This window comes from Aeromonas sp. s11, from assembly GCF_040907945.1.
Lineage (GTDB): Bacteria > Pseudomonadota > Gammaproteobacteria > Enterobacterales > Aeromonadaceae > Aeromonas > Aeromonas veronii.
On the sequence record NZ_JBFOCU010000062.1, the window covers coordinates 49,923 to 75,597 of the forward strand.

General features: G+C 60.0%; 21 protein-coding genes and 2 tRNA genes. 10 read left to right on the top strand and 13 right to left on the bottom strand.

All coding sequences use genetic code 11. The features are described 5' to 3' along the window. Positions 1 to 102: 102 nt before the first annotated feature. Positions 103 to 1,440 (bottom strand): N-succinylarginine dihydrolase, encoded by a 1,338-nt coding sequence (gene astB, locus AB5Y84_RS18765; RefSeq protein ID WP_368177550.1) that lies wholly within the window; start codon positions 1,438 to 1,440, stop codon positions 103 to 105. Positions 1,441 to 1,795: 355 nt separating this feature from the next. Between astB and topA the strand changes: the two genes are divergently transcribed. Beyond that, positions 1,796 to 4,417: a type I DNA topoisomerase gene (gene topA / locus AB5Y84_RS18770; protein ID WP_106842764.1), complete on the top strand. Its 2,622-nt coding sequence runs from the start codon at positions 1,796 to 1,798 to the stop codon at positions 4,415 to 4,417. Positions 4,418 to 4,525: 108 nt separating this feature from the next. Next, entirely contained in the window at positions 4,526 to 4,690 is a 165-nt protein-coding gene (locus tag AB5Y84_RS18775; protein WP_005334891.1) for a hypothetical protein, read from the top strand. A 16-nt stretch (positions 4,691 to 4,706) separates the two neighbouring features. On the opposite strand, the gene AB5Y84_RS18780 is transcribed toward AB5Y84_RS18775, so the two are convergent. From AB5Y84_RS18780 to AB5Y84_RS18830, 11 genes are all read right to left on the bottom strand, one after another. Further along, positions 4,707 to 5,063 (bottom strand): MGMT family protein, encoded by a 357-nt coding sequence (locus AB5Y84_RS18780; protein ID WP_368150230.1) that lies wholly within the window; start codon positions 5,061 to 5,063, stop codon positions 4,707 to 4,709. A 66-nt stretch (positions 5,064 to 5,129) separates the two neighbouring features. Continuing rightward, positions 5,130 to 6,683 (bottom strand): methyl-accepting chemotaxis protein, encoded by a 1,554-nt coding sequence (locus tag AB5Y84_RS18785; RefSeq protein ID WP_368177551.1) that lies wholly within the window; start codon positions 6,681 to 6,683, stop codon positions 5,130 to 5,132. 212 nt (positions 6,684 to 6,895) lie between these two features. Next, a complete protein-coding gene (locus AB5Y84_RS18790) occupies positions 6,896 to 8,761 on the bottom strand; it encodes a beta-N-acetylhexosaminidase (RefSeq protein ID WP_368177552.1) in 1,866 nt (621 codons plus the stop codon). After that, entirely contained in the window at positions 8,746 to 9,618 is an 873-nt protein-coding gene (locus AB5Y84_RS18795) for a BadF/BadG/BcrA/BcrD ATPase family protein (protein WP_368177553.1), read from the bottom strand. The genes AB5Y84_RS18790 and AB5Y84_RS18795 overlap by 16 nt, the downstream gene beginning before the upstream one ends. Beyond that, positions 9,611 to 11,332, bottom strand: coding sequence for a glycoside hydrolase family 9 protein (locus AB5Y84_RS18800; protein WP_368177554.1), 1,722 nt, complete (start codon positions 11,330 to 11,332; stop codon positions 9,611 to 9,613). The genes AB5Y84_RS18795 and AB5Y84_RS18800 overlap by 8 nt, the downstream gene beginning before the upstream one ends. 114 nt (positions 11,333 to 11,446) lie before the next feature. Beyond that, the gene (locus AB5Y84_RS18805; protein ID WP_005353824.1) at positions 11,447 to 12,439 is read right to left on the bottom strand and encodes an ABC transporter ATP-binding protein; all 993 of its coding nucleotides are present in this window, start codon (positions 12,437 to 12,439) and stop codon (positions 11,447 to 11,449) included. A gap of 11 nt (positions 12,440 to 12,450) precedes the next feature. Continuing rightward, on the bottom strand, positions 12,451 to 13,470 hold the full coding sequence (locus tag AB5Y84_RS18810; protein ID WP_139429912.1) for an ABC transporter ATP-binding protein: 1,020 nt from the start codon (positions 13,468 to 13,470) through the stop codon (positions 12,451 to 12,453). Beyond that, a complete protein-coding gene (locus AB5Y84_RS18815) occupies positions 13,467 to 14,387 on the bottom strand; it encodes an ABC transporter permease (RefSeq protein WP_139429913.1) in 921 nt (306 codons plus the stop codon). The genes AB5Y84_RS18810 and AB5Y84_RS18815 overlap by 4 nt, the downstream gene beginning before the upstream one ends. Position 14,388: 1 nt before the next feature. Next, positions 14,389 to 15,372: an ABC transporter permease gene (locus AB5Y84_RS18820; RefSeq protein WP_257725208.1), complete on the bottom strand. Its 984-nt coding sequence runs from the start codon at positions 15,370 to 15,372 to the stop codon at positions 14,389 to 14,391. A 118-nt stretch (positions 15,373 to 15,490) separates the two neighbouring features. Then, complete coding sequence (locus tag AB5Y84_RS18825; protein WP_005353816.1) at positions 15,491 to 17,176, bottom strand: ABC transporter substrate-binding protein; 1,686 nt, start codon at positions 17,174 to 17,176, stop codon at positions 15,491 to 15,493. A gap of 433 nt (positions 17,177 to 17,609) precedes the next feature. Beyond that, on the bottom strand, positions 17,610 to 21,047 hold the full coding sequence (locus AB5Y84_RS18830; RefSeq protein WP_368177555.1) for an ATP-binding protein: 3,438 nt from the start codon (positions 21,045 to 21,047) through the stop codon (positions 17,610 to 17,612). Between the two features lie 249 nt (positions 21,048 to 21,296). Between AB5Y84_RS18830 and AB5Y84_RS18835 the strand changes: the two genes are divergently transcribed. Together AB5Y84_RS18835 and AB5Y84_RS18840 are read left to right on the top strand one after the other, a co-directional pair. Further along, a tRNA-Gly gene (locus AB5Y84_RS18835) sits at positions 21,297 to 21,372 on the top strand. A 57-nt stretch (positions 21,373 to 21,429) separates the two neighbouring features. Then, positions 21,430 to 21,503 (top strand) — tRNA-Cys (locus tag AB5Y84_RS18840). A 48-nt stretch (positions 21,504 to 21,551) separates the two neighbouring features. Here AB5Y84_RS18840 and AB5Y84_RS18845 read toward each other — a convergent pair. Next, on the bottom strand, positions 21,552 to 21,845 hold the full coding sequence (locus tag AB5Y84_RS18845) for a hypothetical protein (RefSeq protein WP_005347702.1): 294 nt from the start codon (positions 21,843 to 21,845) through the stop codon (positions 21,552 to 21,554). Positions 21,846 to 22,057: 212 nt separating this feature from the next. Between AB5Y84_RS18845 and AB5Y84_RS18850 the strand changes: the two genes are divergently transcribed. From AB5Y84_RS18850 to AB5Y84_RS18875, 6 genes are all read left to right on the top strand, one after another. Further along, positions 22,058 to 22,258: a YbfA family protein gene (locus tag AB5Y84_RS18850; RefSeq protein WP_005334863.1), complete on the top strand. Its 201-nt coding sequence runs from the start codon at positions 22,058 to 22,060 to the stop codon at positions 22,256 to 22,258. A 436-nt stretch (positions 22,259 to 22,694) separates the two neighbouring features. Next, positions 22,695 to 22,958: a DUF2282 domain-containing protein gene (locus AB5Y84_RS18855; protein WP_005334862.1), complete on the top strand. Its 264-nt coding sequence runs from the start codon at positions 22,695 to 22,697 to the stop codon at positions 22,956 to 22,958. 72 nt (positions 22,959 to 23,030) lie between these two features. Then, positions 23,031 to 23,879: a DUF692 domain-containing protein gene (locus AB5Y84_RS18860; RefSeq protein ID WP_257725206.1), complete on the top strand. Its 849-nt coding sequence runs from the start codon at positions 23,031 to 23,033 to the stop codon at positions 23,877 to 23,879. After that, positions 23,872 to 24,624: a putative DNA-binding domain-containing protein gene (locus tag AB5Y84_RS18865; RefSeq protein ID WP_368177556.1), complete on the top strand. Its 753-nt coding sequence runs from the start codon at positions 23,872 to 23,874 to the stop codon at positions 24,622 to 24,624. Before AB5Y84_RS18860 ends, AB5Y84_RS18865 begins: the two co-directional genes overlap by 8 nt. Further along, a complete protein-coding gene (locus tag AB5Y84_RS18870) occupies positions 24,621 to 25,064 on the top strand; it encodes a DoxX family protein (RefSeq protein WP_064339660.1) in 444 nt (147 codons plus the stop codon). The genes AB5Y84_RS18865 and AB5Y84_RS18870 overlap by 4 nt, the downstream gene beginning before the upstream one ends. 97 nt (positions 25,065 to 25,161) lie before the next feature. Beyond that, positions 25,162 to 25,641, top strand: coding sequence for a GNAT family N-acetyltransferase (locus tag AB5Y84_RS18875; RefSeq protein WP_236297017.1), 480 nt, complete (start codon positions 25,162 to 25,164; stop codon positions 25,639 to 25,641). Positions 25,642 to 25,675 lie beyond the last annotated feature (34 nt).

Consider the following 25,675-nt stretch of genomic DNA (forward strand, 5'->3'; position numbering starts at 1 on the left):
TTCTGCACAAAACAGCATCCGTGCAAGTTGGCAATCGCGCTGAAGAGAAGGCTGATAATAGCAGAAGACCGCCAGCGTTGGCGGTCTTGCCGGGCATCACATTTAGCGCTGGAACGGGTAGACCGAACCCAGTTTCAGGATCTGGGTCAGCTCGTCCAGTGCGCTGCGGGACTCCTGCACCAGTGCCGGATTCCGCAGGTCATCGAGGGTCAGGCGGTCACGGTAGTGGCGATCGACCCAGCCATCGAGGCGTGCAAACTGGCTGTCGTTGATGAGGCAGGCCGGATTGACCGCCGCGAGTTCCTGATCGTTCATGGCAACCCGTAGTCGCAGGCAGGCCGGGCCGCCGCCATTGCGCATGCTCTGTTTCACATCCATGTAGTGGACCGCCTTGATCGGGGTCTCCTGCGTCAGCAGCTTGCCAAGATAGGCAGAGACAGCCGGATTGTCGCGGCACTCGGTGGGGGCGATGATGGCCATCTCGCCGCTCGGCAGGGTGAGGATCTGGGTGTTGAACAGATAGGATTTCACCGCATCCAGCACGGATACCTCGGCGGTCGGCACTTCGATAAAGTGCAAATCCCCCTCGCCAAACTTGTCGCTTATCTCGGCCAGCACCGCTTCGGTGTTGAGGAACGCTTGCTGGTGGAAGAAGAGCACGTTCTGGTTGCCCACCGCGATCACGTCGTTATGGAATACCCCCTGATCGATCACCTCCGGGTTTTGCTGAATAAACACCACGCTCTCCTCGCCAAGGCCATGCAGGCGGGCGATGGCTTGGCTTGCCTCCAGAGTCTGGCGGGCCGGGTAGCGCTTCGGCGCCGGGCGGGAGTAGTCAAAGGCACTGCGGCCATAGACAAACAGCTCGACACCCGCCTCGCCATAGGCGCGGCAGAGCCGGGTGTGGTTGGCTGCACCCTCGTCGCCGAAGTGGTCATTTTCCGGCAGATGGAGGTGGTGGCTGAAGTGGCGATCATTGTTGAACACGGCGCGCAGGATGTGACCTGTGACGTCCGGCTCCAGGGAGCGGTGAAACTTGTTGGTCAGGTTGGCGGGGGTGAAGTGAATGCGGCCATCCTGGGTATCGGCACTGGGAGAGACGGTGGCGGCGTTGGCAGTCCACATGCTGGAGGCCGAATAGCAGGCAGCCAGTACTGCGGGAGCCTGTTTGGCGGCCTGCTCCAGCACCCGGGCATCGTTGCCGGTGAAGCCTAGGCGGCGCAGGGTGGCGAGATCGGGACGCTCTTGTGGCGCCAGTACCCCCTGGGTCATGCCAAGCTCGGTCAGCGCCTTCATCTTGCGCAGCCCCTGTTTGGCGGCCTCTTTCGGATTGGAAGCCTCCTGGGCATTGCTCTGGGAGGCAACGTTGCCGTAGGAGAGGCCAGCATAGTTATGAGTCGGGCCGACCAGACCGTCGAAATTGACCTCGAAGTGCTTCATTGAGTACATCCTTTCGATTTTTATGATGGGTAGCGGTTCCTTCCGCGCGCAATGCGTCGGGGTTGGGCCATTATAAAGAGATTTTATGTTTTTGTAACAAGCCGGTAACCAGCAGACGTTTTTATGTCGTTTCAGATATAAAAAGAGGGGCGGTATGGCAGAAAATTGAAAAAGCGGTTGCGTCCGGCCTGTTGCCTTCGCATTAATAAATAAAGAAGCAATAAAAGAAGCCGTGTGGTTCGGGCTGGTCAGGCAAATTTGCTCACAAGATTGCTTTTTCGCGCCAAATCTCTTATACAGCCCCACAAAACCGCACACCAACCCCGTCGGGTGCAATGAGGATAATAGTTACAGCATGGGCAAATCACTGGTCATAGTGGAGTCTCCGGCCAAGGCCAAGACGATCAACAAATATCTGGGCAAGGACTACGTGGTGAAATCCAGCGTTGGTCATGTTCGCGATCTGCCCACCAGCGGCAGCGCCAGCACCGAGCCCAAGAAACCTGTCATTCGCGGCATCAAGTTGAGCGAATCCGAGAAGGCTGCCAAGGATCGCAAGGCCCTGTTTGCCCGGATGGGTATCAATCCGACCGCTGGCTGGCAGGCTAATTACCAGATTTTGCCCGGCAAGGAGAAGGTGGTCAGCGAGTTGCAAAGTCTGGCCGAGAAAGCCGACACCATATATCTCGCAACCGACTTGGATAGAGAAGGAGAAGCGATCGCCTGGCACCTGCGCGAGATCATCGGTGGCGATGACAGCCGCTACAAGCGCGTGGTGTTCAACGAGATCACCAAGAGCGCCATCAAGGAGGCGTTTGCCCAGCCGTCCGAGCTGAATATTGACCGCGTCAATGCCCAGCAGGCCCGTCGTTTCCTCGACCGCGTGGTGGGTTACATGGTCTCCCCGCTGCTGTGGAAAAAGCTGGCTCGTGGCCTCTCTGCCGGTCGGGTACAGTCCGTTGCGGTGCGTCTTATCGTCGATAAAGAGCGCGAAATCAAGGCGTTCGTTCCGGTCGAGTTCTGGGATCTCAATGCCGACCTGCTGACCGGTGACAAGGCTGATCTGCGGATGGAAGTGGTCAGCCGCAACGGGGCCGACTTCAAGCCGGTGACCCAGGCCGAGACCTTTGCCGCTGTCGCAGCCCTGGAAGGGGTCGACTACAAGGTGGTGAACCGGGAAGACAAGCCGACTGGCTCCAAGCCGTCCGCGCCGTTTATCACCTCTACCCTGCAGCAGGCGGCCTCTACCCGGCTGAGCTTTGGGGTCAAGAAGACCATGATGATGGCCCAGCGTCTCTATGAAGCGGGTTACATCACCTATATGCGTACCGACTCCACCAACCTCAGCAAAGAGGCGGTTGAAGCGGTGCGTGAATATATCGGCGAGCAGTATGGCGCGGCCTATCTGCCAGCCGAGCCGAATCTGTATGGTGCCAAGGCCAATGCTCAGGAAGCGCACGAGGCGATCCGTCCCTCCAACGTACAGGTGACTGCCGAGATGCTGGAAGGGATGGAGCCGGATGCCATGCGTCTGTACGATCTCATCTGGCGTCAGTTCGTTGCCTGCCAGATGACCCCCGCTCAGTACGACTCCTCCACCCTGACCGTCAAGGCGGGTGAGTTCGAGCTCAAGGCCCGTGGTCGTACCCTGCGCTTCGCCGGTTGGACCAAGGCGCTGCCGCCTATGGGTCGCAAGGGCGAAGATAGTCAGCTGCCGGCGGTGACCGTTGGCGAGGTGCTGAAGCTGATCAAGCTGGATCCGCGCCAGCACTTCACCAAGCCGCCTGCCCGTTTCACTGAAGCTGCGCTGGTGCGCGAGCTGGAAAAACGCGGCATCGGCCGTCCGTCAACCTACGCCTCCATCATCTCCACCATCGTTGATCGCGGTTATGTGCGGGTCGAGAGCCGCCGTTTCTTCGCCGAGAAGATGGGCGAGATCGTCACCGATCGTTTGGTGGAGAACTTCGTCGAGCTGATGAACTACGAGTTCACCGCCAAGATGGAAGACAAGCTCGATGGCATCGCCGAAGGGAGCCTGGAGTGGAAGAAGGTGCTGGACGCCTTCTACGCCGAGTTTACCCAGGAGCTGGAGAAGGCTGACAAGGCGCCCGAAGAGGGCGGCATGCGTGCCAACCAGATGGTGATGACCGACATCGACTGCCCGGATTGCGGCCGCAAGATGGGTATTCGTACCGCCACCACCGGCGTGTTCCTCGGCTGCTCCGGCTATGCCTTGCCGCCGAAAGAGCGCTGCAAGAAGACCATCAACCTGGTCTCTGCCGACGAGTTTGTCTCCGCCACTGACGGCGAAGAGGCGGAAACCGAAGCGCTGCGCGCCAAGCACCGCTGCGGTGTCTGTGGTACAGCGATGGATGCCTACATCATCGATGACAGCCGCAAGCTGCACGTCTGTGGTCGCAACCCGGACTGCGATGGCTACGAGATCGAGAAGGGCCAGTTCAAGCTCAAGGGCTACGAAGGGCCGAGCATCGAGTGCGACCGTTGCGGAGCCGAGATGCAGCTCAAGAACGGCCGTTTCGGCAAGTACATGGGCTGCACCAACGAGACCTGCAAGAACACTCGCAAGATCCTGAAAAATGGCGACATCGCGCCGCCGAAGGAGGATCCGGTGCCGCTGCCGGAGCTCAAGTGCACCCAGTCCGATGCCCACTTTGTGCTGCGTGACGGGGCTGCCGGTCTGTTCCTGGCGGCCAGCAACTTCCCCAAATCCCGCGAGACCCGCGCGCCGCTGGTGGAAGAGCTCAAGCGCTTCAAGGATCGCATCTCCGCCAAGCACAAGTATCTGGCCGGTGCCCCGCTCACCGATCCGGACGGCAACCCCGCTATTGTGCGCTTCAGTCGCAAGACCAAGGAGCAGTACGTGATGAGCGAGGTCAACGGCAAGGCGACCGGTTGGACCGCTCACTACGACAACGGTACCTGGCAAGAGAGTTTGCCAAAGGCTAAAAAAGCCTGATGAAAAGAGGCCCCGACAAGGGGCCTCTTTGCTTATGGATAGCGGTATACTGAGACAGCTGCAAGGAGTGCAGCTGTCGTCAATCGCGAAGTAGACAAGGAGGTTGAGATGGAGATTAACGAGATCCGGCCAGGCATGAGCTGCATGACCCGGGAAGGGGCGGCCTATGTGCTGGAGGTTGACCGGCAGAGCCTGCTGGTGCTGCTGCAGCGCGCGGATGAGACCATACCGGTGCAGGTGCGCAGCGACGAGATCCTGGCGCCGCTGGAGTGATCCGGCTGTGCTCCCCTCAAAAGGGCAGTAGAAAAAGCAGCTCGGCCAGATCGGGCTGCCATTGCCACTCCTTCATTCTGACCCGCCCACCGATCACTACGACGCCTTCTTGCTGCAGACGCCCAATCTGTTCGGCAAAGCCTGGCGATCCTTTCGGTAACGAGATGGTGCCCGCTGCGCCCAGCACCCGATGCCACGGCAGTACCTTGTCGGTTTCCCGCAGCACCTTGCCCACCAGTCTTGCCCGTCCGGGCAGCCCGGCCAGATCGGCCACCTGACCATAGCTGACCACCCGGCCTGCCGGGATCAGGGCGATGATCGCTTCGATACGGGCAGTTTTGTTCAATGGGGGTGGACTTGGTTCAATGCTCATAGACCCGATTCGTCAAAAACAACAGAAGCGCCATTGTGGCGCTTCTGTCATGAGGCTGGCAATGATTCAGCCGAAGGTCTGGCTAAGCCCCTTCAGTTGCTTGGCCCGTTCCAGCAGGGCCTGGCTGGAGTGATCGACATCCAGCATCTTCTGACTGTTGGCGTGGGAGTACTCGGAGATCTGGTGGATGCTGCGGCTGATCTCCTCCACGACCGCTTGTTGTTGCTCTGCAGCGGTGGCGATCTGGGTGGAGTGTTCGGTGACCAGCTCTATCTCTGTCAGCACGGTATGGAGGCTGCTGGCGCCCTGGCGGGTCATCTCGGCACATGCGCGGGTCTGTTGCAGGTTCTCCTGCATCATTCCCTTCCAACGTCCCAGCGTGTGCTGGATCTGCTTGATGCTGCCCTGGATCTGCTCGGTAGCCTTGTGGGTGCGGGTCGATAGAGTACGCACTTCGTCTGCGACCACCGCAAAACCACGGCCCTGCTCCCCGGCTCGAGCCGCTTCGATGGCCGCGTTGAGGGCCAGCAGGTTAGTCTGCTCGGCGATGCCCTGGATCTCGCCCATGACACTGCCAATCCGTTCGGATTCACTGGCGAGCTCTACCGCCGAGTTGAACGCCAGCTCTGCCTGTTTGGCGAGCTGTTCGATCTGTTGCTCGGTCTGGTTCAACTGCTGGTTGGTTTGTTCACAACGATTGCGAGCTTCGTTGACCTGACCGTTGGAGTCCTGAATGTTGCGGGCGATCTCGTGGGCCGTGCTGGCCATCTGAGTCATAGCCGTAGCCATCTGCTGGGTCTGGGCATCTTGCTCGTTGATATCGAGACAGGCTTGATGAGAGGCCTGCTTCAGATTGATGGCCAGGGTTTGCAGAGGTGCCGTGGCATCATTGATCCTCCCCAACACGGTTCGGATGCGGGCCTGCAGCATCTTGATATGAAAATCGGCAATGGCGCCGGGGTTGTCACCGGAGTAGACCAGCCGGGTCAGACTGTCATATTCGCGGCCCAGTTGCTGCATATAGTGGGGCAGGGCAAAGAGCTCGCGCCAGTAGGCTCCGCCAAGAAGCAACAGGGGTAGCAGCATCAGCAGGACGGTCATGGCCCCTTGGCTGGCGAAGGTCCAGCCCATCAGGCCGAGCAGCAGCAGGGTAATGGCCGGGGTGCGCACTCTGGCAAGAGAGGGGAGGTTGCTGCTGTTGCCGCGCTCGGCCTTGAGCAGGGCTTGGTAGGTCTCAGCGGCGATGCGTTTGAATTGGGGCTCGGGCTTGCAGCGTACCGACTGGTAACCACTGATCCGCCCTGCCTCATAGATGGGGGTCACATAGGCATCGACCCAGTAGTAGCGGCCATCCTTGCAGCGGTTTTTCACCATGCCGCGCCAGGGTTTGCCCTCCTTGAGGCGAGCCCAGAGATCGGCAAAGGCCGCTTTGGGCATGTCGGGATGGCGCACCAGATTGTGGTTGTGTCCCACCAGTTCATCGACCGAGTAGCCTGCGATGTCGCAGAAGGCAGGGTTGGCGTAGGTGATCACCCCGCGCAGGTCAGTGGTGGAGACCAGTTGTACGTCGGCAGGAAACTCCACTTCGCTATCCAGAGTATGGACATCTCTGCGGGCCATAGGAATACGCTCCGATGTTCTTGTTGATAATGTTGTCGTTGTTATTCTGGCAGATCTGGAGGTGGCCGCAGGCTCGCGCCAGCAGGAGGCAGACCAGCTTCATTGGGGGCTGGATTTTGCCAATAATGGCGGATGAATGGTAGGGGGAAGTTGATGTTTTGTTGGCTAATCGTAAAAAAGGCGGCCGATTGGCCGCCAAAGTAGAGACAACATTACCTCTGTGGCATCCGGTAGCGCACCTGCAACTGATCGAGGATCTGCAGCTGACCCGGCAGGCGGGCGGCGAAGTGCTCCCACCCCTTGTGGGCGGGATCGCTCCAGGCCACCTCGGCCGTGGCCAGCATACGCGGGAACAACATGTAGTCGAGACGATCACGGCTGGTGATCAATTCTGACCACAAGGGGCTCAGCACCCCGAGGATGTTATCGTTGGCATGGAAATCGGCTGGGGCAGGATCGCAAGCATAAACCTGCTCCAGATTGAGGGTACCCGCCCAGTAGAGGCCGGGTTCGTGAATATCGGCGCTCCAGGCGAGATCCAGATAGAGGAACTGGGCGGGCGCCATCACCACAGGATAACCCGCTGCGGCAGCATCCAGCCCCGCCTGAAAGCTGGTCCAGGCGCAGATGGCTGCTTTGCGGCTCACCTTGTCACCATGCAGGATCTCCTCCCAGCCGATCATCTGTTTGCCTCTGGCGGCCAGATAGCGCTGACAGTGGCGCAGCAGATGGCCCTGCAGCTCGCGGCAGTCGGCGTAGCCCTGCTCGGTCATCAGCTGCTGGCAGGCGGGGCTGTCGGTCCAGACCCCGGTCGGCACCTCGTCACCCCCCATGTGGATCTGCGGGCCGGGGAAGAGTTCGCATACCTCGTCCAGCACCGCTTCCAGAAAGCGGTAGGTGCCGGGCAGGGCGGGGTTGAGCACGTTGTCATCGAAATGCTGAACCGAGCGGTAGCGGGAGTGATCCGCCGTTTCGATCAGCAGCTCGGGCAGCGCCTTGATGGCAGCGTGGCAGTGGCCCGGAATGTCGATCTCGGGAATGACGGTGATGCCGAGCTCACCGGCATAGCTCACCAGCTCCTTCACCTCGCTCTGGGTGTAGTAGCCGCCATAGGGTTCGGCGCCGCCGCTGAGCTGGGGGCCGATTGCCAGATCGTGGCCGCGCCAGGCACCCACGTCTGTCAGCTCCGGGAAGGTCTTTATCTCGAGTCGCCACCCCTCGTCATCGGTCAGATGCCAGTGGAAGCGGTTGAACTTGTAGAGGCTCATCAGCTTGAGCAGGCGCTTGATGGTGGCCGGGGCGTGGAAGTGGCGGGCGCAATCGAGAAAAATGCCGCGAAAGCCAAAGCGCGGGGCATCCTCCAGCGTGATGCAGGGCAGGCTCTCCCCATGTTGCAGATACCACTGGGCTAGCGTCACCAGCCCATGGCGCCAGCCCGCTTCGTCGGCGGCGGCAATTACCACCTCCTGCGGCGTGATGGTGAGTTGGTAGGCTTCGGGTGCCAGTTTGGTCTCGGTCAGCCGGATTTCTGCGTCGTGATCCTGCTCCAGTGCCAGCGACGTCAGCTCGTTAAAGTGGGCCAGCAATTTCGGCACATCGCGGGGGGCGCTGACATGAGCCCGCTCGGCCAGCCGGAAGTTCCCCTCCAGCAGTACCAGATAGGCCGGTTGCGGCACTATACCGGGCAGGGGCTCGACATCCGGCAGATCGGGGCGGGTTACCGGCGGGTTTTCCAGTCCGAGATCCTGAGCAGCCAGCGTCACCGGCAGCAGCTGGGCACCCGTGGTCGCCTCCGGCAGGCTGAGAAAGAAGCCCTGCGGCATGTCGGAGAGCTTCTTGATGGGGGTCTGGCGGCAGCAAAAGCGCAGCTCGCAGCTGCCAGTTTTTGGGACAATCACCTTGTAGCTGCCGCTCTGGCGCTCCAGCTCGCCCCCTTGCAAGGAGTCGGGGTCGATATGGCGAGCCAGACAGAAGTGCAGCTTCCACTTGGTATCAGGCATGCGGGAGAGGGTGAAAGTGAACCAGACATCCTCGCCGTCACGTCGGGCGACCTGGGTGTGGATCAGGGGTGTAGACATGGAAAATCCTCTGATTGGGCAAACAGGATGGCGCCATCGAGCGCATCTGCCTGGGGGGGGATCAGGTTGAGCTGGCCGAGACGGGGAGCGAGGCGGGTGCCAATCCCCCCCAGCAGGGCGATCTGTCTGGCACCGAGCTGGGTCATCCCCTCCAGCAGGATCTGCAGCTGTTCGCAGGTTTCGTCCAGCAGCTGATTGGCTAGCTCGTCGCCATCGCTGGCGGCATCGAATACCCAGGGGGCAAAGTGGCCATAGTCCGCCGGAATGGCGCGGGCGGCCCAGCGTACCACCTCGGCCTGATCCCGCTTGAAGCGGTCCATCAGGCGGATGGCGAGGGTGCTGGCGGGCAGGATGCCGTCGTGGCAGAGCAGGGATTGCTGGATGGCGCACAGCCCCAGCCAGGCGCCGCTACCTATGTCTGAAATGGGGAAGCCGCGGCCGGAGCAGGTGCGGATCTGCCCCTCCTGATAGACCAGCCCCACCGAGCCGGTACCTGCGATCAGAATGGCCCCCTCACGGCCGCCAAAGGCGCCGAGGCAGGCACCGAAGGCATCGGAGGTGAGCCTGACGCTGGCAAAGGGGAAGGGCATCTCGAGCAGGGCGTGATAGCAGTCGGCCAGCTCGGCGGAGGCGAGCGCCAGCCCGACCCCCATCTGCTGTTCACTCTCGATAGCGATCCCGGCGGCAAGGCGGGCGCTGGCGATGGCGGCCAGCACATTGGCGTGGGCATGGGGGATGCCCAGCTCCAGATTGGAGCCGGCCGCGCGCCCCTCTCCGAGCAGTTTGCCCGCCCGATCCCGAATGCGGGCGCGGGTGTGGGTGCCCCCGCCATCGACGCCGACCCAGAACTCAATCATGGTGACCTCCATTTCCCTGCGCATTCAGCCAGGTGATGGCAAGGGCAAACCAGGCAGCGTGGGGGATCCACTGCTCGCCCCAGCGCCAGTTCTGATCCAGCCGATCCCTGTACTCCTCCGGAATAAAGGCCACCTCATTTTCGTCATCGAATCCGGCGGTGATGCCGTTGCAGATACCCCCCTGCGCATTGGGATACCCGGCGGTATAGGCGGGGTTGTTGATGCCGTGGCCCGCCAGCATGCAGGCGTTGAAGGGGTTTTGCCCGAGGATCCAGTCGAGTTGGCGCTGACCGTAAGTGATGAGCGGCTGGCTCTGGCGGGGGAAGTGGCGGGCGCCAGCAAAGGCCATGGTCGCCAGCGAGGCTAGGCGGGCATTCTCCCCTTGCCACCAGTAACCGGACTCGTTGTTGTGGGGCATAAAGAAGCTGACGCGCGGCGCTTCATCCACCCCTTTCACATATTGGCGGGCGAGGGAGAAGGGGTTGCCCGCCCGTGCGCACAGTGCCAGTTCGGCGGTCAGTGCCTGCTCCACTACGGTTTGTACCCGGGCCTGGTGCCCCTGATCCGGCTCTACGCCCAGATATTCCAGCAGCGCCAGCACCGGCAGACCCGCCTCGGCGGCGTGGTAGTAGGGGCGCGAGCCATCCTCGTTGGCCGACCAGTAGTGACCCAGCTCAGGATGAGGGCGCTGGCGGGCACAGAGCTTGCTGGCACGGACTCTCGCCTCATTGAGCCACTCGTTGCCGAAGGTGCGGGTCAGCTCCACCGCTGCCAGCAGGGCGCAGTAATCGTCGATGATGTTTTCGACCCCGTCATCGAGGTAGGCGAGGTTGTGTTCGCACAGATGCAGGTAGCCGCGTTTGGCTGCCTCGGCGTAGCGGCTGGCATCGAAGTCGCCACTGACGCTCTCGCGGGCGGCGCGGGCCAGCGCGGCGATGGCCATGCCGCCCCCTTGGCGGAACCCCGCCTGCCAGTTGGCGGATTTGATCCCCTGCTGGGTGGCATAGGCGCACAGCTCGCGCTGGGCGGGATCCTTGCTCCACTTGTCGAATAGGGTCATAAAGAAGAAGCCTGACTCATCCTGCATCCGGCAGAGGAAATCGGCGCCGTGCAGCGCCTCGTCATTGAGCCGCTTGCAGAGGTTCACTCCGTCGATATCGCGGCGCAGGGCCAGCAGTTCCCGGCACTTGAGCAGGGCCCACACCACCATGGGGGTCTGCTGGGGGTTGAGGTAGTTGGCGTAGGAGAGGTGGCTCAGGTACTTGCTCATGTCGCCGCTGGCATCGAACCAGCCGCCGTGCACATCTTTGTGCTGGTCGGTGCCAAACAGGCGGGCGCTGCGGTCGGCCCGATCGAAGGTGCCGCTGGCGCGCTGCCCCTTGAAGTAGTGAATGACGTCGGAGAGGCAGCGGCTGGCCAGCAGATCCTGGCCGATGGCAAAGCGGGTCGAGCGGACAATGCCTTGGGCAGTGATCGCCTCCAGCCGATAGTGGCCGGGCTCCTTGAAGGCGGAGAAGTCGGCACGCCAGTAAGCGCGGCCTTGCCAGCCTGGGACGCTGCCAGCCGGTTGCAGCGGGGTTTCAAACAGGATCTGGCCATCGTCGAGGCGTTGCAGCCTGACATAGCCGCCGAGATCAGGGGCGGGGAAGGTTTGCAACAGGGCGACCTTGTGTCCGTCGCACTCGTAGCCCACCTGATTGATCAAGAGTTCCATCAAGGTATTACTCCTGTGGTTCACCGCCGGGCGGTGAGGCACATCACGGGGCTGTGGCCGCCCCGTATCGAGGCATGGCCGGACAGGGTTGTCCGGCCGGTCTAAGGCTCACCCTCACTCGTAGAGGTAGCAACGCACGAAGTGGTTGTCGGCAAGCTTGGTGATGGGGGGCAGCGCCTCCTTGCAGCGGGGCATTGCCTGATTGCAGCGCCCGGCAAAGGGGCAACCGCAGGACTCCGGCGTCCAGAGCGGGATCTCCCCCTTGCGGCCACCCTCCAACTCGGCGTGGATGCTCTTCTCGGGGTCGGGCACCGCCGAGATGAGCAGCTGGGTGTAGGGGTGCTGCGGGTGGTGCAGGATCTCGTCCACCTCGCCCCACTCCACCATGTGACCCACATACATGACTGCCAGATCTTCCGCCACATAGCGGGCGGTGGCGATGTCGTGGGTGATGTAGAGCATGGAGACGCCGAGCTCATTCTTCATCTGCTCCATCAGGTTGAGGATGCCGATGCGAATGGAGACGTCGAGCATGGAGGTGGGCTCGTCCGCCAGCACCACTTCCGCCTCCACCGCCAGATTGCGGGCGATGTTGACCCGCTGACGCTGGCCGCCGGAGAGCTGGTGCGGATACTTGGCCGCCGTCGCCTTGGCGGGGGTCAGGCCGACCTTCTCCAGCAGGGCGTAGACCATGTCTGGCAGCTCTTTCTTGTCGATCACCTTGCTGTGCAGCAGCAGGGGGCGGGCGATGTGGTGATAGATGGTGTGGGTCGGGTTGAGCGAACCGAACGGATCTTGCCACACCATCTGCACGCTCTGGCGATAGTCCAGCAGGGCGGTGCCCTTGTTGAACTCCTCCAGATCGTGGCCGCGATAGAGAATGCGCCCGGCACTGAGCTTGTACATCTTGGCGATGATCTTGGCGATGGTACTCTTGCCGGAGCCCGACTCCCCGACCACCGCCAGGGCGCGGCCCCGGTGCAGGTTGAAGGTGATGTCGGAGAGGGCCCGCATCTTGCCACTCTTGATGGCATTGGAGTTGATGGGGAAGTCCTTGTAGAGGTGCTGGACTTCGATGATGGGTGCATCGGTTTTGGCGATTTGCATGACAGACATCCTTAACAGCCAGCGGCCTTGTCCAGATAGATCACGGAATCTTGTTGCAGCCCCTGCTCCTCATAGAGGTGGCAGGCGGTCTGTTGCCCGGGGCGGATCTCGGCCAATTTGGTGTACTCCTGACGGCAGCGATCGTGCACCTTGCCGCAGCGGGCCTGAAAGCGGCAGCCGACCGGCACCTCCAGCAGGTTGAGCGGGGTGCCCGGGATCCCTTCCAGTACCTTCTTCGGCCCGTGCAGGGGCGGGAAGGAGTTGCCGAGCCCTCTGGTATAGGGGTGCAGCGGTGAGGTCAGGATCGCCTTGGAGGGGGCGACCTCCACCAGTTCACCGGCATACATGATGCCGATGCGATCGCAGAACTCCACCATCAGGGAGAGGTCGTGGGTGATGAACAGAATGGAGAAGTTGAACTTCTCTTTCAGGGCATAGACCTTCTGCAGGATCTCCCGCTGTACCACCACATCGAGCGCCGTGGTCGGCTCATCCATGATGAGCAGCTCGGGGTTGAGCGCCATGGCGATGGCAATCACCAGCCGCTGGCGCATGCCGCCGGAAAACTGGTGCGGGTAGTCCTTGAGCCGGCTCGGGTGGATATCGACGATGGTGAGCAGCTCCTGGGCGCGCTTGATCGCCTCGTAACGGGTCATGCCGGGGTTGTGGGCCAGCAGCACGTCGCAGAACTGCTCCTCCATCCGCAACACAGGGTTCAGGGCGTTCATGGCGGACTGGAACACCACCGACACCTGTTGCCAGCGGTAGGAGCGCAGCCGCTCGTCGTTGTAGTGGAGGATGTTCTCCCCCTTGAACAGGATCTCGCCACCGCTGATGTAGGCGGGCGGCTTGTGCAGCCGGGCCACCGAGAAGGCGACGGTGGATTTGCCGCAGCCCGACTCACCGGCGAGGCCGAAGATCTCGCCCTGTCTGATATCGAAGCTCACCGAGTTGACGGCGCGTACGTCGCCATTTTCGGTGATGTAGTCGACGCAAAGATTGCGTACTGACAGCAGGGGATGCTTGTTCATGCTGTCTTCTCCTGTGCTGTGGCAACCGGTGTGGTTACCGGTGTGGCCAGTTTCTTCCAGCGGCTCAACCCTTTGTGGGAGCGCAGCTGCGGGTTGGCAATCTCGTCGATGGCGAAGTTGAGCAGGGCCAGACCGGCACCCAGGGTGGCGATGGCAAAGCAGGGAGCCAGGATCTCCCACCAGGCGCCGACCAGAATGGCGCTGGAGGTCTGGGCGTTGTAGAGCATGATGCCCCAGCTCACCACGGTCGGGTCGCCGAGGCCGAGGAACTCCAGGGTCGCTTCGGTGACGATGGCGTAGATGATGGAGCCGATGAAGCTCACTCCGATGATGGAGATGAGGTTGGGCAGGATCTCCACCAGAATGATGCGCCAGGCCGGCTCGCCCAGCACTTCGGCGGCGATGACGAACTCCTTCTCGCGCAGGGCCAGGGTCTGGGCGCGGATCACCCGCGCGCCATAGGCCCACGAGGTCAACCCTATTATCACGGCAATCACCGCCGGTGACGCCTCCCCGATAAAGCTCGCCAGCACCAGTAGCAAGGGGAGGTTGGGGATCACCAGCACCACGTTCATCAGGAAGGTGAGGCACTCATCCACCAGACCGCCGAAGTAACCGGCGGTGATGCCGATGGCGACGGCCAGGGTGCAGACCAGCAGGCCAGCGCTGAAGCCCACCAGCAGCGAAATACGGGCGCCGTTGGTGAACTGGGCCCAGATATCGTGGCCCATGCGGGTTGAACCCATCACGAACTCGGCACTGGGCGGCTGGTGCGGGCGAGCCACCCGTTTGGTCGGCTCGTTGCTGGCCAGAATGGGGGCAAAGAGGGCCATCAGTACGAAGGCAACCACGATGGCGAGGCCACAGGCAGCCTTCTTGTTGCCCAGCAGGATTTTGAGAATGGTCGGCATACGCATCTTATTTGCCTCCTGTACGCAGACGGGGATCCAGGAAGACGTAGAGCACGTCGGCCAGGAAGTTGAAGCTGAGCATGGTGATGGTCATGATGAGCAGCTGCCCCTGAATGAGCGGGTAGTCGCGGGCCAGAATGCCCTGATAGAGGGTCAGGCCCAGGCCGGGATAGTTGAAGATAACTTCGGTGATGAGAGAGCCACCGATAACGAAGCCGAGCGCCATGGAGAGGGCGGTGACGCTGGGCAGAATGGCGTTGCGGGCGCCGTAGTTGAAGATCACCCGGTTGCTGGAGAGCCCCTTGGCCTTGGCCATGATGATGTAATCCTCGCCCAGCAGGTTGATCATGTTGTTGCGCATGGTGATGAGAAAGCCCCCCACCTGCACCACGGCCAGGGTCAGCACCGGCATGATGGCGTGGGCCATGATGCTCTTGATGTGCTCCCAGCCCCAGTCAGCCTTGATCTCCGGGCTGTAGGCGTAGCCGATGGGCAGCCACTCGAGGCTGACCCCGAACAGAAACAGGGCGAGCAGTGAGACCACTACCGGCGGAATGGCCTGCATCACCAGGGTGAGCGGGGAGAGAATGCTGTCCATCCGGCCGCCGCGATACCAGGCGGCAAAGATGCCGACGATGGAACCGAGGGAGAAGCTCAGAATGGTGGAGGTGCCGACCAGAAACAGGGTCCAGCCGATGGCACGGCCCAGCACATCAGAGACCTGCTGTGGGTAGAAGCGCACCGAGGTGCCGAGATCCCAGGTGAAGACACTCTTCACATAGGTGAGAAACTGGGTGCCGATGGGGCCGTCGACAAAGCCGAAGGTGGCTTTGAGGGCTTCCAGGGCGGCGGGTTCCATCATGGCGCCAGCGCGGGCAAACATCACGGAGACAGGATCCCCTGGCATGGCACGGGGTAACAGGAAGTTGATGGTGGCGGCTACCAGAAAGGCAACCAGATAGAAGGAAAAGCGTCTCAGTATGAATCCCATGATAGTACCTTTTACTGCAAGTCTGCCCCGCGTCGGGTATAGCTACCCCAACCCCGGCGGTGCCGGGCAAGAAGGGGATTAACGGGGAAGATGGCCCCCCGCAGGGGGCCGGGATTGTTTAGCTGTTTGGCTTGAGGGACAACACGTGCAGCAGACGCTCAGGGGTGTCCGGGTGAAGCTGAGGTTTGGCTACCGGGTTATCAGCACTGAACCAGCCGTTGAAGCGCTTGGTGCTGTACTCATACCAGGTCGGGTTGTTGAAGACCGGAATGATGGTCTGGTTGGCACCAACACGATCCTGGATGGCGAACATGATCTCCTTCTGCTTGGCCGCATCGGCGGTCTGGGTGAAGTCATCGATCAGCTTGTCGAGTTCGGGATCCTTGTAACGGGGCGCGGCGAAGCGGTTGCCACGGTCACCCATGTTGCGGGAGTGGAACGCAGTCTCGAAGTACTTGTGCGGGTTGGCACCGGCAAAGTAACCCTGCAGGGCGACATCGAAGTCACCGGTGATCAGGTTCTCGGTCCAGACGGTCGCTTCCGGGGTGGCGGTCTTGGCATTCAGGCCCAATGCCTGCAGCCCTTCTACACCGATCTGAACAGTGTTGACCCAGTCGGTCCAGCCATTCGGTACCAGTACCTTGAACTCGATCTTTTTGCAGCTCGGGGTGTCGAGGAACTTGTCGCCGTCACAATCCTTGTAGCCTGCCTCTTTCAGCAGGGCCTTGGCCCCTTCCAAGTCGAACTTGTTGTACTTGCCGTACTTCTTGTCCACTTCCGGGTTGTTCCAGGAGTCAAAGGCTTTGCCCAGACCTGACGGGTACTCGTTGACGGTGGGGTAGCCGTAGCCCGCGATATCCACCATGGACTGGCGGTCCATCGCCATGGAGAAGGCGCGGCGGAAGTTGATGTCGTTGAAGGCTTCGTTATTGCCCGGGTTCTTGGTCTGGAAGTTGACGTTGAACGCCACGGTACCGGAGGCCGGGAACCAGTATTTATTGTTCTTCGGATCGTTGCCGACGTAAAGGCGCTCGATATCCGGAACGAAGGAGCCGAACCAGTCGATGTCACCTTTCATGACAGCAGCCAGCACCTGGTCGTTGGTGGCCATCTGCGGCATGCGGATACAGTCGATGGCGAGGTTGGCGTTATCCCAGTAGTGCGGGTTGCGGCACTGGGTATAGAGCTGGGCGGAGAAGTTGTCCACTTCGGTGAAGGGGCCAGTACCAACCGGCTTGTCGTTGGTGAAGGCAACCGGATCTTTCACCGATTTCCACTGATGCTCCGGCACGATAGGTACCAGCACCAGATCGTTCACCACGTTGGTGTTGACCTCGGTCAGGTCGAATTTGACCTTGTTGGGGGCCAGCTTCTCGACGCTCTTGATCTGGGTCCAGATTGAGCGCTCATCCAGCGCCTTGTTGGCCTTGACCAGATTGAAGGAGAAGATGATGTCATCGGCATCAAAGGCTTCGCCGTCAGACCACTTCACGCCATCACGCAGATCGAAGGTGACGGATTTCAGGTCATCGCTGAACGCATAGTTGGTGGCCAGACGATAGACGGGTTTGCCCCCTTGCATATCGTTGAAGATCACCAGCGGTTCATAGATGAAGTGACGGGTGGTGTGCAGCAGGCCCGCTTGCAGGAAGGGGTTGAAGTTCTTGACCCAGGCGGTTTCCTGCTGTGCAACCATGGTCAGCACGGTTTTGTTTTCTGCGGCCATGGCGTTACCGGCGGCACCGGCAAGCATCATGGTTCCCAGCATTACAGCGGTAGAGATTTTGGATACTTTGGCAAGCATATGTTTTCCTTTCTTATTTTTTGGCATTCCCGAGCCCGAGCCCGAGCCCGAGGGTTCGCCTTGTTTTGTGTGAGCACCGGTTTCGCATGCTGATGAAATCGGCCCTCTGTGTTGGTCAGGTGTCTAACCTTTGTCGTTCTGTTTTCCAACGCCCTAAGCAAACCAGAATTAACAGGAAAACAACAACTATTGATTTCGTTGTTTTCGTAAAAATTGACGGTATTACGTCAATCTCGTCAAAATCGATTTTTATCTTTTTAAAATCATAACCTTGCGTTATTTGCTTTCGCGTAAAAAGTGGCTGTGGAAATGGCGTATATGACAAATTTGTGAATTGGATCTGCTCTCGGTTTCGGGGTTGTGCGGGGCTTTGTTTTGCATAAAAAGAAACCAGATTGCCAATTGTGATCCGGCGCCCGTTTAGGGCGCCGTGTCATGGCTTGCGGTTGGCGAGCTGACGCAGGGTCTGGGCGCTGTGCTGCAACTGCTGGCGCTGGTGGTCATTGAGCGGGCAGTGGCCCAGCACATACTCGGTGGTGGCCACTACCGTCTTCCAGCGTGGCGACTTGGGCAGGGTGTCCAGACTCAGATATTTGTCGAGGGTGCGGGTCTGCGGGCTGGATCTGTCCATATAGACCCGCCACAGCTTGCTCTTCTCTGCCAGCACGATTTTGCCCTTGCCGGTCCCCTGCTGCCAGGCATCCAGGGTGAGCTGCATGGTCTCTACCAGCGCACGGCGCAGCGGCTCGTCATCCTGCTGGCGAATAAGGTCGTCGGCCAGCGAACGGAACTCGCCACCCAGGCGGCTCAGCTCGCCCAGCAGCTGTTCATCTTCGATGATGGCTTGCCGCGAGAGGTTCTTGAGGGCGTTCTCCAGCGCCATTACCCGGTTCTCATCCTGACGCAGCTCGGTACTCAGAGTGAGGGCGAAAGCTGCCTGTCCTCCGAGCGTGATAGGCAGAGCGCGGGCGTTGAGCACATCTTTTTGCCCGGCCACCAAAAATTCCAGATTGTGTTCCCGTTCGCTGGCAAGGTCGGGCCACTGCTGTTGCAGCGGGGTGGCGAGCCACTCATTGAGGGGCTGCCCCTCCATGGCTTCCGGCTCCTGCCCCAGCAGGCGCGCCAGCACCCGGGAGGCAAATAGCACGGTGCCCTGCTCGTCGATAAAGATCATGGGGTCGGCCCCTTCGCCGAGCAGGGCCAGCAGGCGCTGCTGATCCTGATGCAGTCGATCCTGCAGGGTGAGGCGATGTTCGATCTCCTGCTTCAATAGCCGGTTCTCTACCAGCGAGGCGCGTCCGGCCTTGGCCTCCAGCAGTGCCTTGACCCGGGCAAACAGCTCTTCTTTGCAGAAGGGTTTGACCAGATAGTCGTTGGCACCGGCCCCGAAGCCCTCCTCGATATCCTTGGGCTGGTTGAGGGCGGTGAGCAGCAGCACCGGCAGCATATCTTTCGGGTGTTGCTGGCGCAGGCGACGGCAGACGTCAAAACCGGAAAGGGTCGGCATCATCACATCGAGCAGGATGAGGTCCACCTGCTCCTCGGCCAGCTTGGCCAGCGCATCGTGGCCGTCACTGCTGGGCAGGATGCGGTAGCCGCAGGGCTGCAGCAGATGGCGCAGGATGTGCAGGTTGATGGGCTCGTCATCCACCACCAGAATGAGCGGCGCACCCTCGGGGGGAGGGGGCAGATCGTCGCTCTCCCAGTCAGGCAGGATCAGCGGTTGCTGGCGCACCAGCTGATGCTCGATCTGGCGGCTGTCGAGAGTCAGATTGGCCGCTTTGCCGGTGGCAAGGGGCAGGGTAAAGGCGAAGGTAGAGCCAACGCTCGGCTCACTCTCGACGAACAGCTCGCCCCCCATCAGGTGCACCAGCTGGCGGGTGATGGAGAGGCCAAGGCCGGCCCCCTGCTTGCTTACCTCCGGGCTCATCTGCACCAGTGGCTCGAAGATATGTTCCAGATGATCGGGGGCGATGCCGATGCCGGTGTCGGTGACCTTGATGCGCAGGAAGTTGTTCTCGACGATGGCGCTGAGCACCACCTTGCCCTGCGGCGTGTACTTGATGGCGTTGCCCACCAGGTTGTAGAGCACCTGCTCGAGCCGCTGCTCGTCGGCCAGCACCGGCGGCAGTTCGGCCGGGCTGATATCCACCAGAGTGAGGGGTTTGGCCTGCACCAGATGCTGGCAGAGATCCAGCACCAGCCGGATAACCCCTTTTGATGAGACGGGTTGTGAGTGGATCTCCAGCTGGCCGTAGCGCATCTGGTGGTAGTCCAGCAGATCATCCACCAGACGGGCCAGGCCGTCGGCGCTCTTGATGATGAGGCCGAGCTGTTTTTGCTGCCCTTCGGTCAAATCCTGCTGGCTGGCGAGCATCGACTCGGCCATCCCCTTGATGCCGTGAATGGGGGTACGCAGCTCGTGGGAGGTGTTGGCCAGCAGTTCATCCTTGAGCTTGTCCGCCTGCTGCAGGCTGAGGTTCTGCTTGTGGGTCAGCTTGACCTGCTGTTGCAGCTCCTGGGTCTGCTGTTCGATCAGTTCGATCTTGTCCTTCACCGAGCGCTGCATATGGCGAAACGCCTCGGCCAGCCGGTCGATATCATCGCCGGTGCGCTCGATGGCGATGGGGTGATCCAGCGCACCGTCGGCCACCTGCTCGGCCGCTTCGGTGAGAGAGCGCAGCGGCGCCGTGATGGAGTGGGAGAGCCAGCGGGAGAAGAGGATCAGCAGCAGCACCGAGCCTGCACCCAGCACAATCACCAGAGTTTCCAGCTGGCGGATCGGGGCATAGGCTTCTCGGGTTGAGATCTCGGCGATAAAGGCCCACTCGGTATCGAACACCTTCACCTGGGTGTAGGCGGCCAGCACCTCGTCATCCTGATAGGAGTGGAACAGCCCGACCCCCTGCTCGCCGGAGAGCGTCTTGGTGATGAGGGGCGTTTGCAGCGGCCGGAAGTTGGGGCTGAAGCTGTTCTCGACGCTGAACTCCGGAGCCAGCCAGGCATCGGCGCGCATCCGCTTGTCGGGGCCGATCAGGATGGTTTCGCCGGTCTCGCCCAGCCCCTCCCGCTCCGCCATGATCTGGTTGAGCTTGTCCGGCAGCAGCTCGAAAATTACCACACCGCGCACATAGTCGTACTGCATCACGGGCGCCGCCATGTAGGCGACCACCTGCCCGGTCAGCTCGTTGCGGCCAAAATCGGTGAACTCGAAGATCTGCTGCGGCTTCTGGCCACCATCGAGGCGGCGTTTGATCTTGGCAAAGGTCTGGCCCAAGCCACTGCCCTGATAAGGTCCGGAGAGCAGATTGGTGGCAAAGTTAGGGTGCTTGGTGACCGAATAGACCACATCACCGTTGAGGTCCACCAGAAAGATGTCGCTGTAGTTGGACTTGCGCACCATGTCGGCATAGCCGCGATGAAAGCGCTGGTGCACCCGGCCATACATCTCGTCGGCGAGGATAAGCGCCGTGATGGAGGGTTCGATCTCCACCTGACTGTCCGGTTTGCGCAGTTGATCCCAGGAGCCGGGCAGATAGCGGGCCTGGGCACGGCTGCGGGCCTCCTGCGGCGTGGTGCCCAGCTTCTCGAAGGCGCCGGTAAAGCCATAGAAACGGCCGATACTGTTGCCGGCAAAATCCTGCTGGGAGAAGTTGATGATCTGCTCTTTGAGGTTGTTGAAGTAATCCTCGAGCTGACTCTTCTTGATATTACGAACGGAGACCAGATGGTTGGAGGTCTGGGTGGTGAGATCCTTGCCGTGGCTGTACAGGAAGAAGAGGGTGATGACCAAAAAGGGCACCATGCCCAACATGAAAAAAGCCAGCATTAACTGCGGCCTGAGCCCACGAAGCGTGAAGATCCATTTCATCTTGTGATTTTCAATTGAGAATCCGGTTATTAAGCCGCTCAAGTCTCGAACGAAAGCGTAATCATTTCAACGACTTTATCCCAAATTCGCTTGGTGGGTCACAGCTGGCTGGAGAAAAATGCAGCAAGGCGTTTAAACCCTGAGCAAACAGTCTGCATCAGGGTTTAAATTGCGAAAAAGGGGTTGTGCTGGCGCTCGTGGTACGTATAATGCGCCTCGTTGTCAGGCAACTGGCACGAAAGCAGTAACGCGGGAATAGCTCAGTTGGTAGAGCACGACCTTGCCAAGGTCGGGGTCGCGAGTTCGAGTCTCGTTTCCCGCTCCAATTTTCCATCGCACCAACGATGGAACTCACTTTCAAGACAATCAGTCTTGTCAGCATGGCGCGTTAGCAAAGCGGTTATGCAGCGGATTGCAAATCCGTTTAGTCCGGTTCGACTCCGGAACGTGCCTCCATATTCTCTCTGTTCATCTCAATCATCACTCTTCGAGTCTGAGCCTTGGTCAGTATCCTTGCTGTACCAGTAACTGCTCGCAGCCAGCCTGTTTCCACTCCCGCTCGAGATAGTGGCTCACATCCGCCATGTTTTGCCCCCGATATTGAAACTGCACCTCGGCACTGTGCTGGTTGAGATCCGCAATCCGTTGCTTCAGTGTGCCGCATTGCCACAGGCTGACGGTGGGCACGCCCCGTTCGGCCAGCACGATGGCATCTTCCCGATTCAGTTGCCACTCCTCCAGTTGTGCCCGTGTCAGGGCAACCATCAGCACCAGCAGTGCCACTTCCGGCAGTTTCATGCGTGTCTCCCTACTGCATGTTTTTCCCCTGATAACTGTGGCAAAGCGCACGATTTTCGCAAGTTTGTTAACTGTTGGTTAATGACGTAACCCGTTTTCAGTATTTCCCGTTTTTCACCATTTTTTTATAAAAAAATGCGCTGGTGATGTAGTAATCCTACATGGAGTGGGGTAATCTTTGCTCAGTGGTCTTACCAGTAAGGAGTTACATCATGTTTCATCCCTTTTCCCTGACTCAGATTATTCTTCGTCGCATTTATGTATTGCTGGTGGGCATTCTGGCTTTCCCCGTGATGCTGTTTCGCAGCGATCGTGCCCGCTTCTACAGCTATCTGCACCGGATCTGGAACAAAACCAGCACCAAACCGGTGTGGCTCAAAATGAGCGAGCGTGGCGAGCGGATCTTCTACTAAACCCCATTCGCACCATGTGCAAAAAGAGACAGCCAAAGCTGTCTCTTTTTTTATCTGTTTGCCGCAACTCCTGCCTCCCAACACTACTCAGATTGTTTATTTCTTGTTTCTTTAAAGTTGCATCCAGCCCTGCCTGTTGGCGGGGCTTTTTTATGTCTGACACATCTCTTTTGATGGAAGCAGTGAAGAAGATTAACGGGATGAAAGCACCATATGGCACTCTTTTTTTGTTCATAAAACGGTGGTCGGCAAGAAGTTTTTAATGAGAGAATAGTTGTTTTAAATCAATGTTTTGACTTCTGTCATTTGGATTATTTAATTCTTTTTGTGTTTTTTTTGAAAGGGAATATCCCGTTTGCCGGTTCTATTGCAGGTACCCGGTTGCGATAAATCGGGGATATCAGCAACATCCAACGACATCAAAAGGAACATGAACATGAATGTTAAAAAAAGCACTGCTATCGCCTCCGCCATGACCGGTCTGCTGGCGCTGGGCGCCCAATTTATCGCGGCACCAGCAATGGCTGCCGATGAAAAGGAGAAGTGCTACGGCGTGGTCAAGGCCAGCAAAAATGACTGTGCGACCAAGAGCAGCTCCTGCGCCGGTACTGCCAAGGAAGATGCTCAGGGTGATGCCTTTGTGGTGATGCCCAAAGGGCTGTGCGAGAAGCTGGTCGGCGGTTCGCTGCAACCCAAGTAAGAGACATCGGGCAGGGGATGGCCAATGGGTCGCCCCCTGCATCTTCTCTGATTGGTGAAAGCGAGTCTTGCGATGAACCCTTTGATTGGTATCGGATTACGCACTCCCCATTACGATGAGATCCGGCAAACCCTGCCGGCAGTCGGTTGGCTGGAGGTGCACAGTGAAAATTACTTCGAACGGCACAGTCACGGTTTTCAGGTGCTCGCCGAACTGGCGCAGCACTACCCCGTCAGTCTTCACGGCGTTGGCATGTCCCTCGGTTCTGCCGACCCGCTCGATCCGCACCATCTGCAGCAGTTGTCGACACTGGTAGCGGCGATCAAACCGGTACGGATCTCCGAACATCTCAGCTGGGGCAGCATTGGCGGGCGTTACTTCAACGATCTGCTGCCGGTGCCCTATACCCGAGCCTCCCTGCGCAACATGAGCGACAAGATCCAGCAGGTACAACAGACCCTGGGTTGCCGCATGCTGATTGAAAATCCCTCCTCCTATCTGCAACTGCCCGGGGAGATGAGCGAGTGGGAATTTCTGGCCGAGCTGCAGCAGCGCAGCGAGTGCGGCATCCTGCTCGACCTCAACAATCTCCATGTCAGTGCCTTCAATCACGGTTTCTCTTGCGATGAGTATCTGGCGGCGATCGATCTCGCCACCGTCGGGGAGATCCATCTGGCCGGTTATACCGAGAAGCAGCTGCCGGAAGGCTCCCTCTATATCGATACCCACAGCGCTCCTGTGGTGGAGCCGGTCTGGGAACTCTATCGCCAGATCTGCCGCAAGCAGGCCATTCCCACCCTGATTGAGTGGGACCTCGAGATCCCGCCGCTGCCGGTCTTGCTGGCAGAGGCGGCGCAGGCCGGCGCCATTCTGGATGAGGCGTGCGCCATGAGTGCGCCACGGGAGGTGGCCCATGGCTGAGCTGGCACAGCTGCAACAGCACTTTGCCGATGGTCTGCTGGGGGCGCATGACGCCATTGCCCCTCACATCAGCTCCCGACTCTTTTCTGCCGAATCTGTGCTGCAGGTCTATCGCAACCACTTCATCCTGAGCCTTGGCGAGGTGCTGGCGAGCAGTTATCCCGCCGTCAAGGCTATGGTCGGGGATGACTTTTTTGCAGCGGCGGCCCGTGGCTTCGTATTGGCCGAGCCGCTCAGGGAAGGGAGCGTCATGCACTATGGCGCCGGATTTGGCCAATGGTTGGCCCGCTTGCCAACTACAACCGGGCTGCCCTGGCTGGAGGCGCTGGCTCAGTTCGAATGGCAGCTTGAGCGTGCCAGTCTGCTGCCGCTGGAATCACGCTGCTGGCCAGCCGAGCGTCTGGCCGCATTATCGCCGCAACAATGGGAGCGGCTGCGACTCTTGCCAGCCACTGATCTGCTGCTGGTTGCCAGCGATTATCCGGTGCTGGCCCTGTGGCAGATGGCGCTGCACTGTGGTGAAGCGGTGGAGGTGCTTGATGCCCCCGTCTGGTTGGCATTGAAGAAACAGCCGGATTGCCGGGTTGCCCCCTTGCCCCTGACGGCTGGTGAGTGGGCGCTGCTACAGGGATGTCTCGCCGGTACGGCGCTGGTCGATCTGCTTGCGGCCGACCCTGCGGCCAGTGAACATCTCACTCGCCTGATAACCCTTGGTCTGCTGGTGGATATGGAGGTAATGCCATGATGGCAAACAAATGGCTGGCGCTGGCCAGCTCAAGTGGTGATTTGCCGCGCTGGAGCAGTGCCGGTGTGCTGTTGTTGGCGCGGCTGTGGGTCGCCTCGGTTTTTATCACTTCAGGCTGGCTCAAGCTGACGGCGTGGGATTCCACCCTCTATCTGTTTGAATCCGAGTATCAGGTGCCCCTGCTGCCCTGGTTGTGGGCTGCCTATCTGGGGACGGCGACCGAGCTGCTGTTGCCGCTCTTCCTGCTGGCGGGGCTTTTTACCCGCCCAGCCGCCTTGCTGCTGTTTGGCTTCAATATCATGGCGGTGATCTCCTATCCGACCCTCTGGGCGGGTGGCTTTTACGATCACCAGCTGTGGGGCTGGATGCTGCTGACCCTGATCATCTGGGGCGGCGGTGTGCTGAGCCTGGATTATTGGCTGACACGTCGCAACCATTGATTTATCAGTGATTTTCCCAATGACAAAGAGCGCCACAAGGCGCTCTTTGTCATAATGACGGCCGGCGAAATTTCCCATGAGAGAAAAGGAGCAGCCAATGATCATTCGTCAGGCAAGGGCCGCAGATATTCCCGCACTGGTGGCGCTGCGCATGGAGCTGTTTTGTGAGGTCGGTGAGCTGGTGACGCCGCAGGCAGACCCGGCCTTGTGGCAGGCCACCCTTGACTACTTTACCCGGGCGATGAGTGAAGAGAGCGCTTTATCATGGCTGGCTGAGGCCGATACGCAAGAGGGCGGCAAACAGATCGTGGCAGCAGGGACGCTGGCATTGTTTGTACGGCCCCCCTATCCCGGCAATTTGACGGGGGTGGAGGGGTACCTGCTCAACATGTATACGCGGTCACAATGGCGCCAGCAGGGGATCGCCACGGCGCTGCTCGATGCCATAACGGCCTTCGCCAGAGCGCGTCAGCTGGGCAAGGTGTGGCTCCATGCCAGCGAGCAGGGGCGCTCTCTCTATGAGCGGATCGGCTTTGTCGCCAATCCGGCCTATCTGGAGTGGAACCTGGCACCTTAATGGATGGGACCCCGTTATCCCTCTGCTTTCTCGT

Excerpts from the sequence above, each read along its gene's own strand:
- AB5Y84_RS18795 (WP_368177553.1), bottom strand. The coding sequence starts at position 9,618 with ATGATTGAGTTCTGGGTCGGCGTCGATGGCGGGGGCACCCACACCCGC.
- AB5Y84_RS18875 (WP_236297017.1), top strand. The coding sequence starts at position 25,162 with ATGATCATTCGTCAGGCAAGGGCCGCAGATATTCCCGCACTGGTGGCG.
- AB5Y84_RS18830 (WP_368177555.1), bottom strand. The coding sequence starts at position 21,047 with ATGAAATGGATCTTCACGCTTCGTGGGCTCAGGCCGCAGTTAATGCTG.
- AB5Y84_RS18805 (WP_005353824.1), bottom strand. The coding sequence starts at position 12,439 with ATGCAAATCGCCAAAACCGATGCACCCATCATCGAAGTCCAGCACCTC.
- AB5Y84_RS18865 (WP_368177556.1), top strand. The coding sequence starts at position 23,872 with ATGGCTGAGCTGGCACAGCTGCAACAGCACTTTGCCGATGGTCTGCTG.
- AB5Y84_RS18790 (WP_368177552.1), bottom strand. The coding sequence starts at position 8,761 with ATGTCTACACCCCTGATCCACACCCAGGTCGCCCGACGTGACGGCGAG.
- AB5Y84_RS18820 (WP_257725208.1), bottom strand. The coding sequence starts at position 15,372 with ATGGGATTCATACTGAGACGCTTTTCCTTCTATCTGGTTGCCTTTCTG.
- AB5Y84_RS18800 (WP_368177554.1), bottom strand. The coding sequence starts at position 11,332 with ATGGAACTCTTGATCAATCAGGTGGGCTACGAGTGCGACGGACACAAG.
- AB5Y84_RS18870 (WP_064339660.1), top strand. The coding sequence starts at position 24,621 with ATGATGGCAAACAAATGGCTGGCGCTGGCCAGCTCAAGTGGTGATTTG.
- AB5Y84_RS18845 (WP_005347702.1), bottom strand. The coding sequence starts at position 21,845 with ATGAAACTGCCGGAAGTGGCACTGCTGGTGCTGATGGTTGCCCTGACA.
- AB5Y84_RS18810 (WP_139429912.1), bottom strand. The coding sequence starts at position 13,470 with ATGAACAAGCATCCCCTGCTGTCAGTACGCAATCTTTGCGTCGACTAC.
- AB5Y84_RS18785 (WP_368177551.1), bottom strand. The coding sequence starts at position 6,683 with ATGGCCCGCAGAGATGTCCATACTCTGGATAGCGAAGTGGAGTTTCCT.
- AB5Y84_RS18860 (WP_257725206.1), top strand. The coding sequence starts at position 23,031 with ATGAACCCTTTGATTGGTATCGGATTACGCACTCCCCATTACGATGAG.
- AB5Y84_RS18825 (WP_005353816.1), bottom strand. The coding sequence starts at position 17,176 with ATGCTTGCCAAAGTATCCAAAATCTCTACCGCTGTAATGCTGGGAACC.
- AB5Y84_RS18780 (WP_368150230.1), bottom strand. The coding sequence starts at position 5,063 with ATGAGCATTGAACCAAGTCCACCCCCATTGAACAAAACTGCCCGTATC.
- AB5Y84_RS18775 (WP_005334891.1), top strand. The coding sequence starts at position 4,526 with ATGGAGATTAACGAGATCCGGCCAGGCATGAGCTGCATGACCCGGGAA.
- astB (WP_368177550.1), bottom strand. The coding sequence starts at position 1,440 with ATGAAGCACTTCGAGGTCAATTTCGACGGTCTGGTCGGCCCGACTCAT.
- AB5Y84_RS18850 (WP_005334863.1), top strand. The coding sequence starts at position 22,058 with ATGTTTCATCCCTTTTCCCTGACTCAGATTATTCTTCGTCGCATTTAT.
- AB5Y84_RS18815 (WP_139429913.1), bottom strand. The coding sequence starts at position 14,387 with ATGCGTATGCCGACCATTCTCAAAATCCTGCTGGGCAACAAGAAGGCT.
- topA (WP_106842764.1), top strand. The coding sequence starts at position 1,796 with ATGGGCAAATCACTGGTCATAGTGGAGTCTCCGGCCAAGGCCAAGACG.
- AB5Y84_RS18855 (WP_005334862.1), top strand. The coding sequence starts at position 22,695 with ATGAATGTTAAAAAAAGCACTGCTATCGCCTCCGCCATGACCGGTCTG.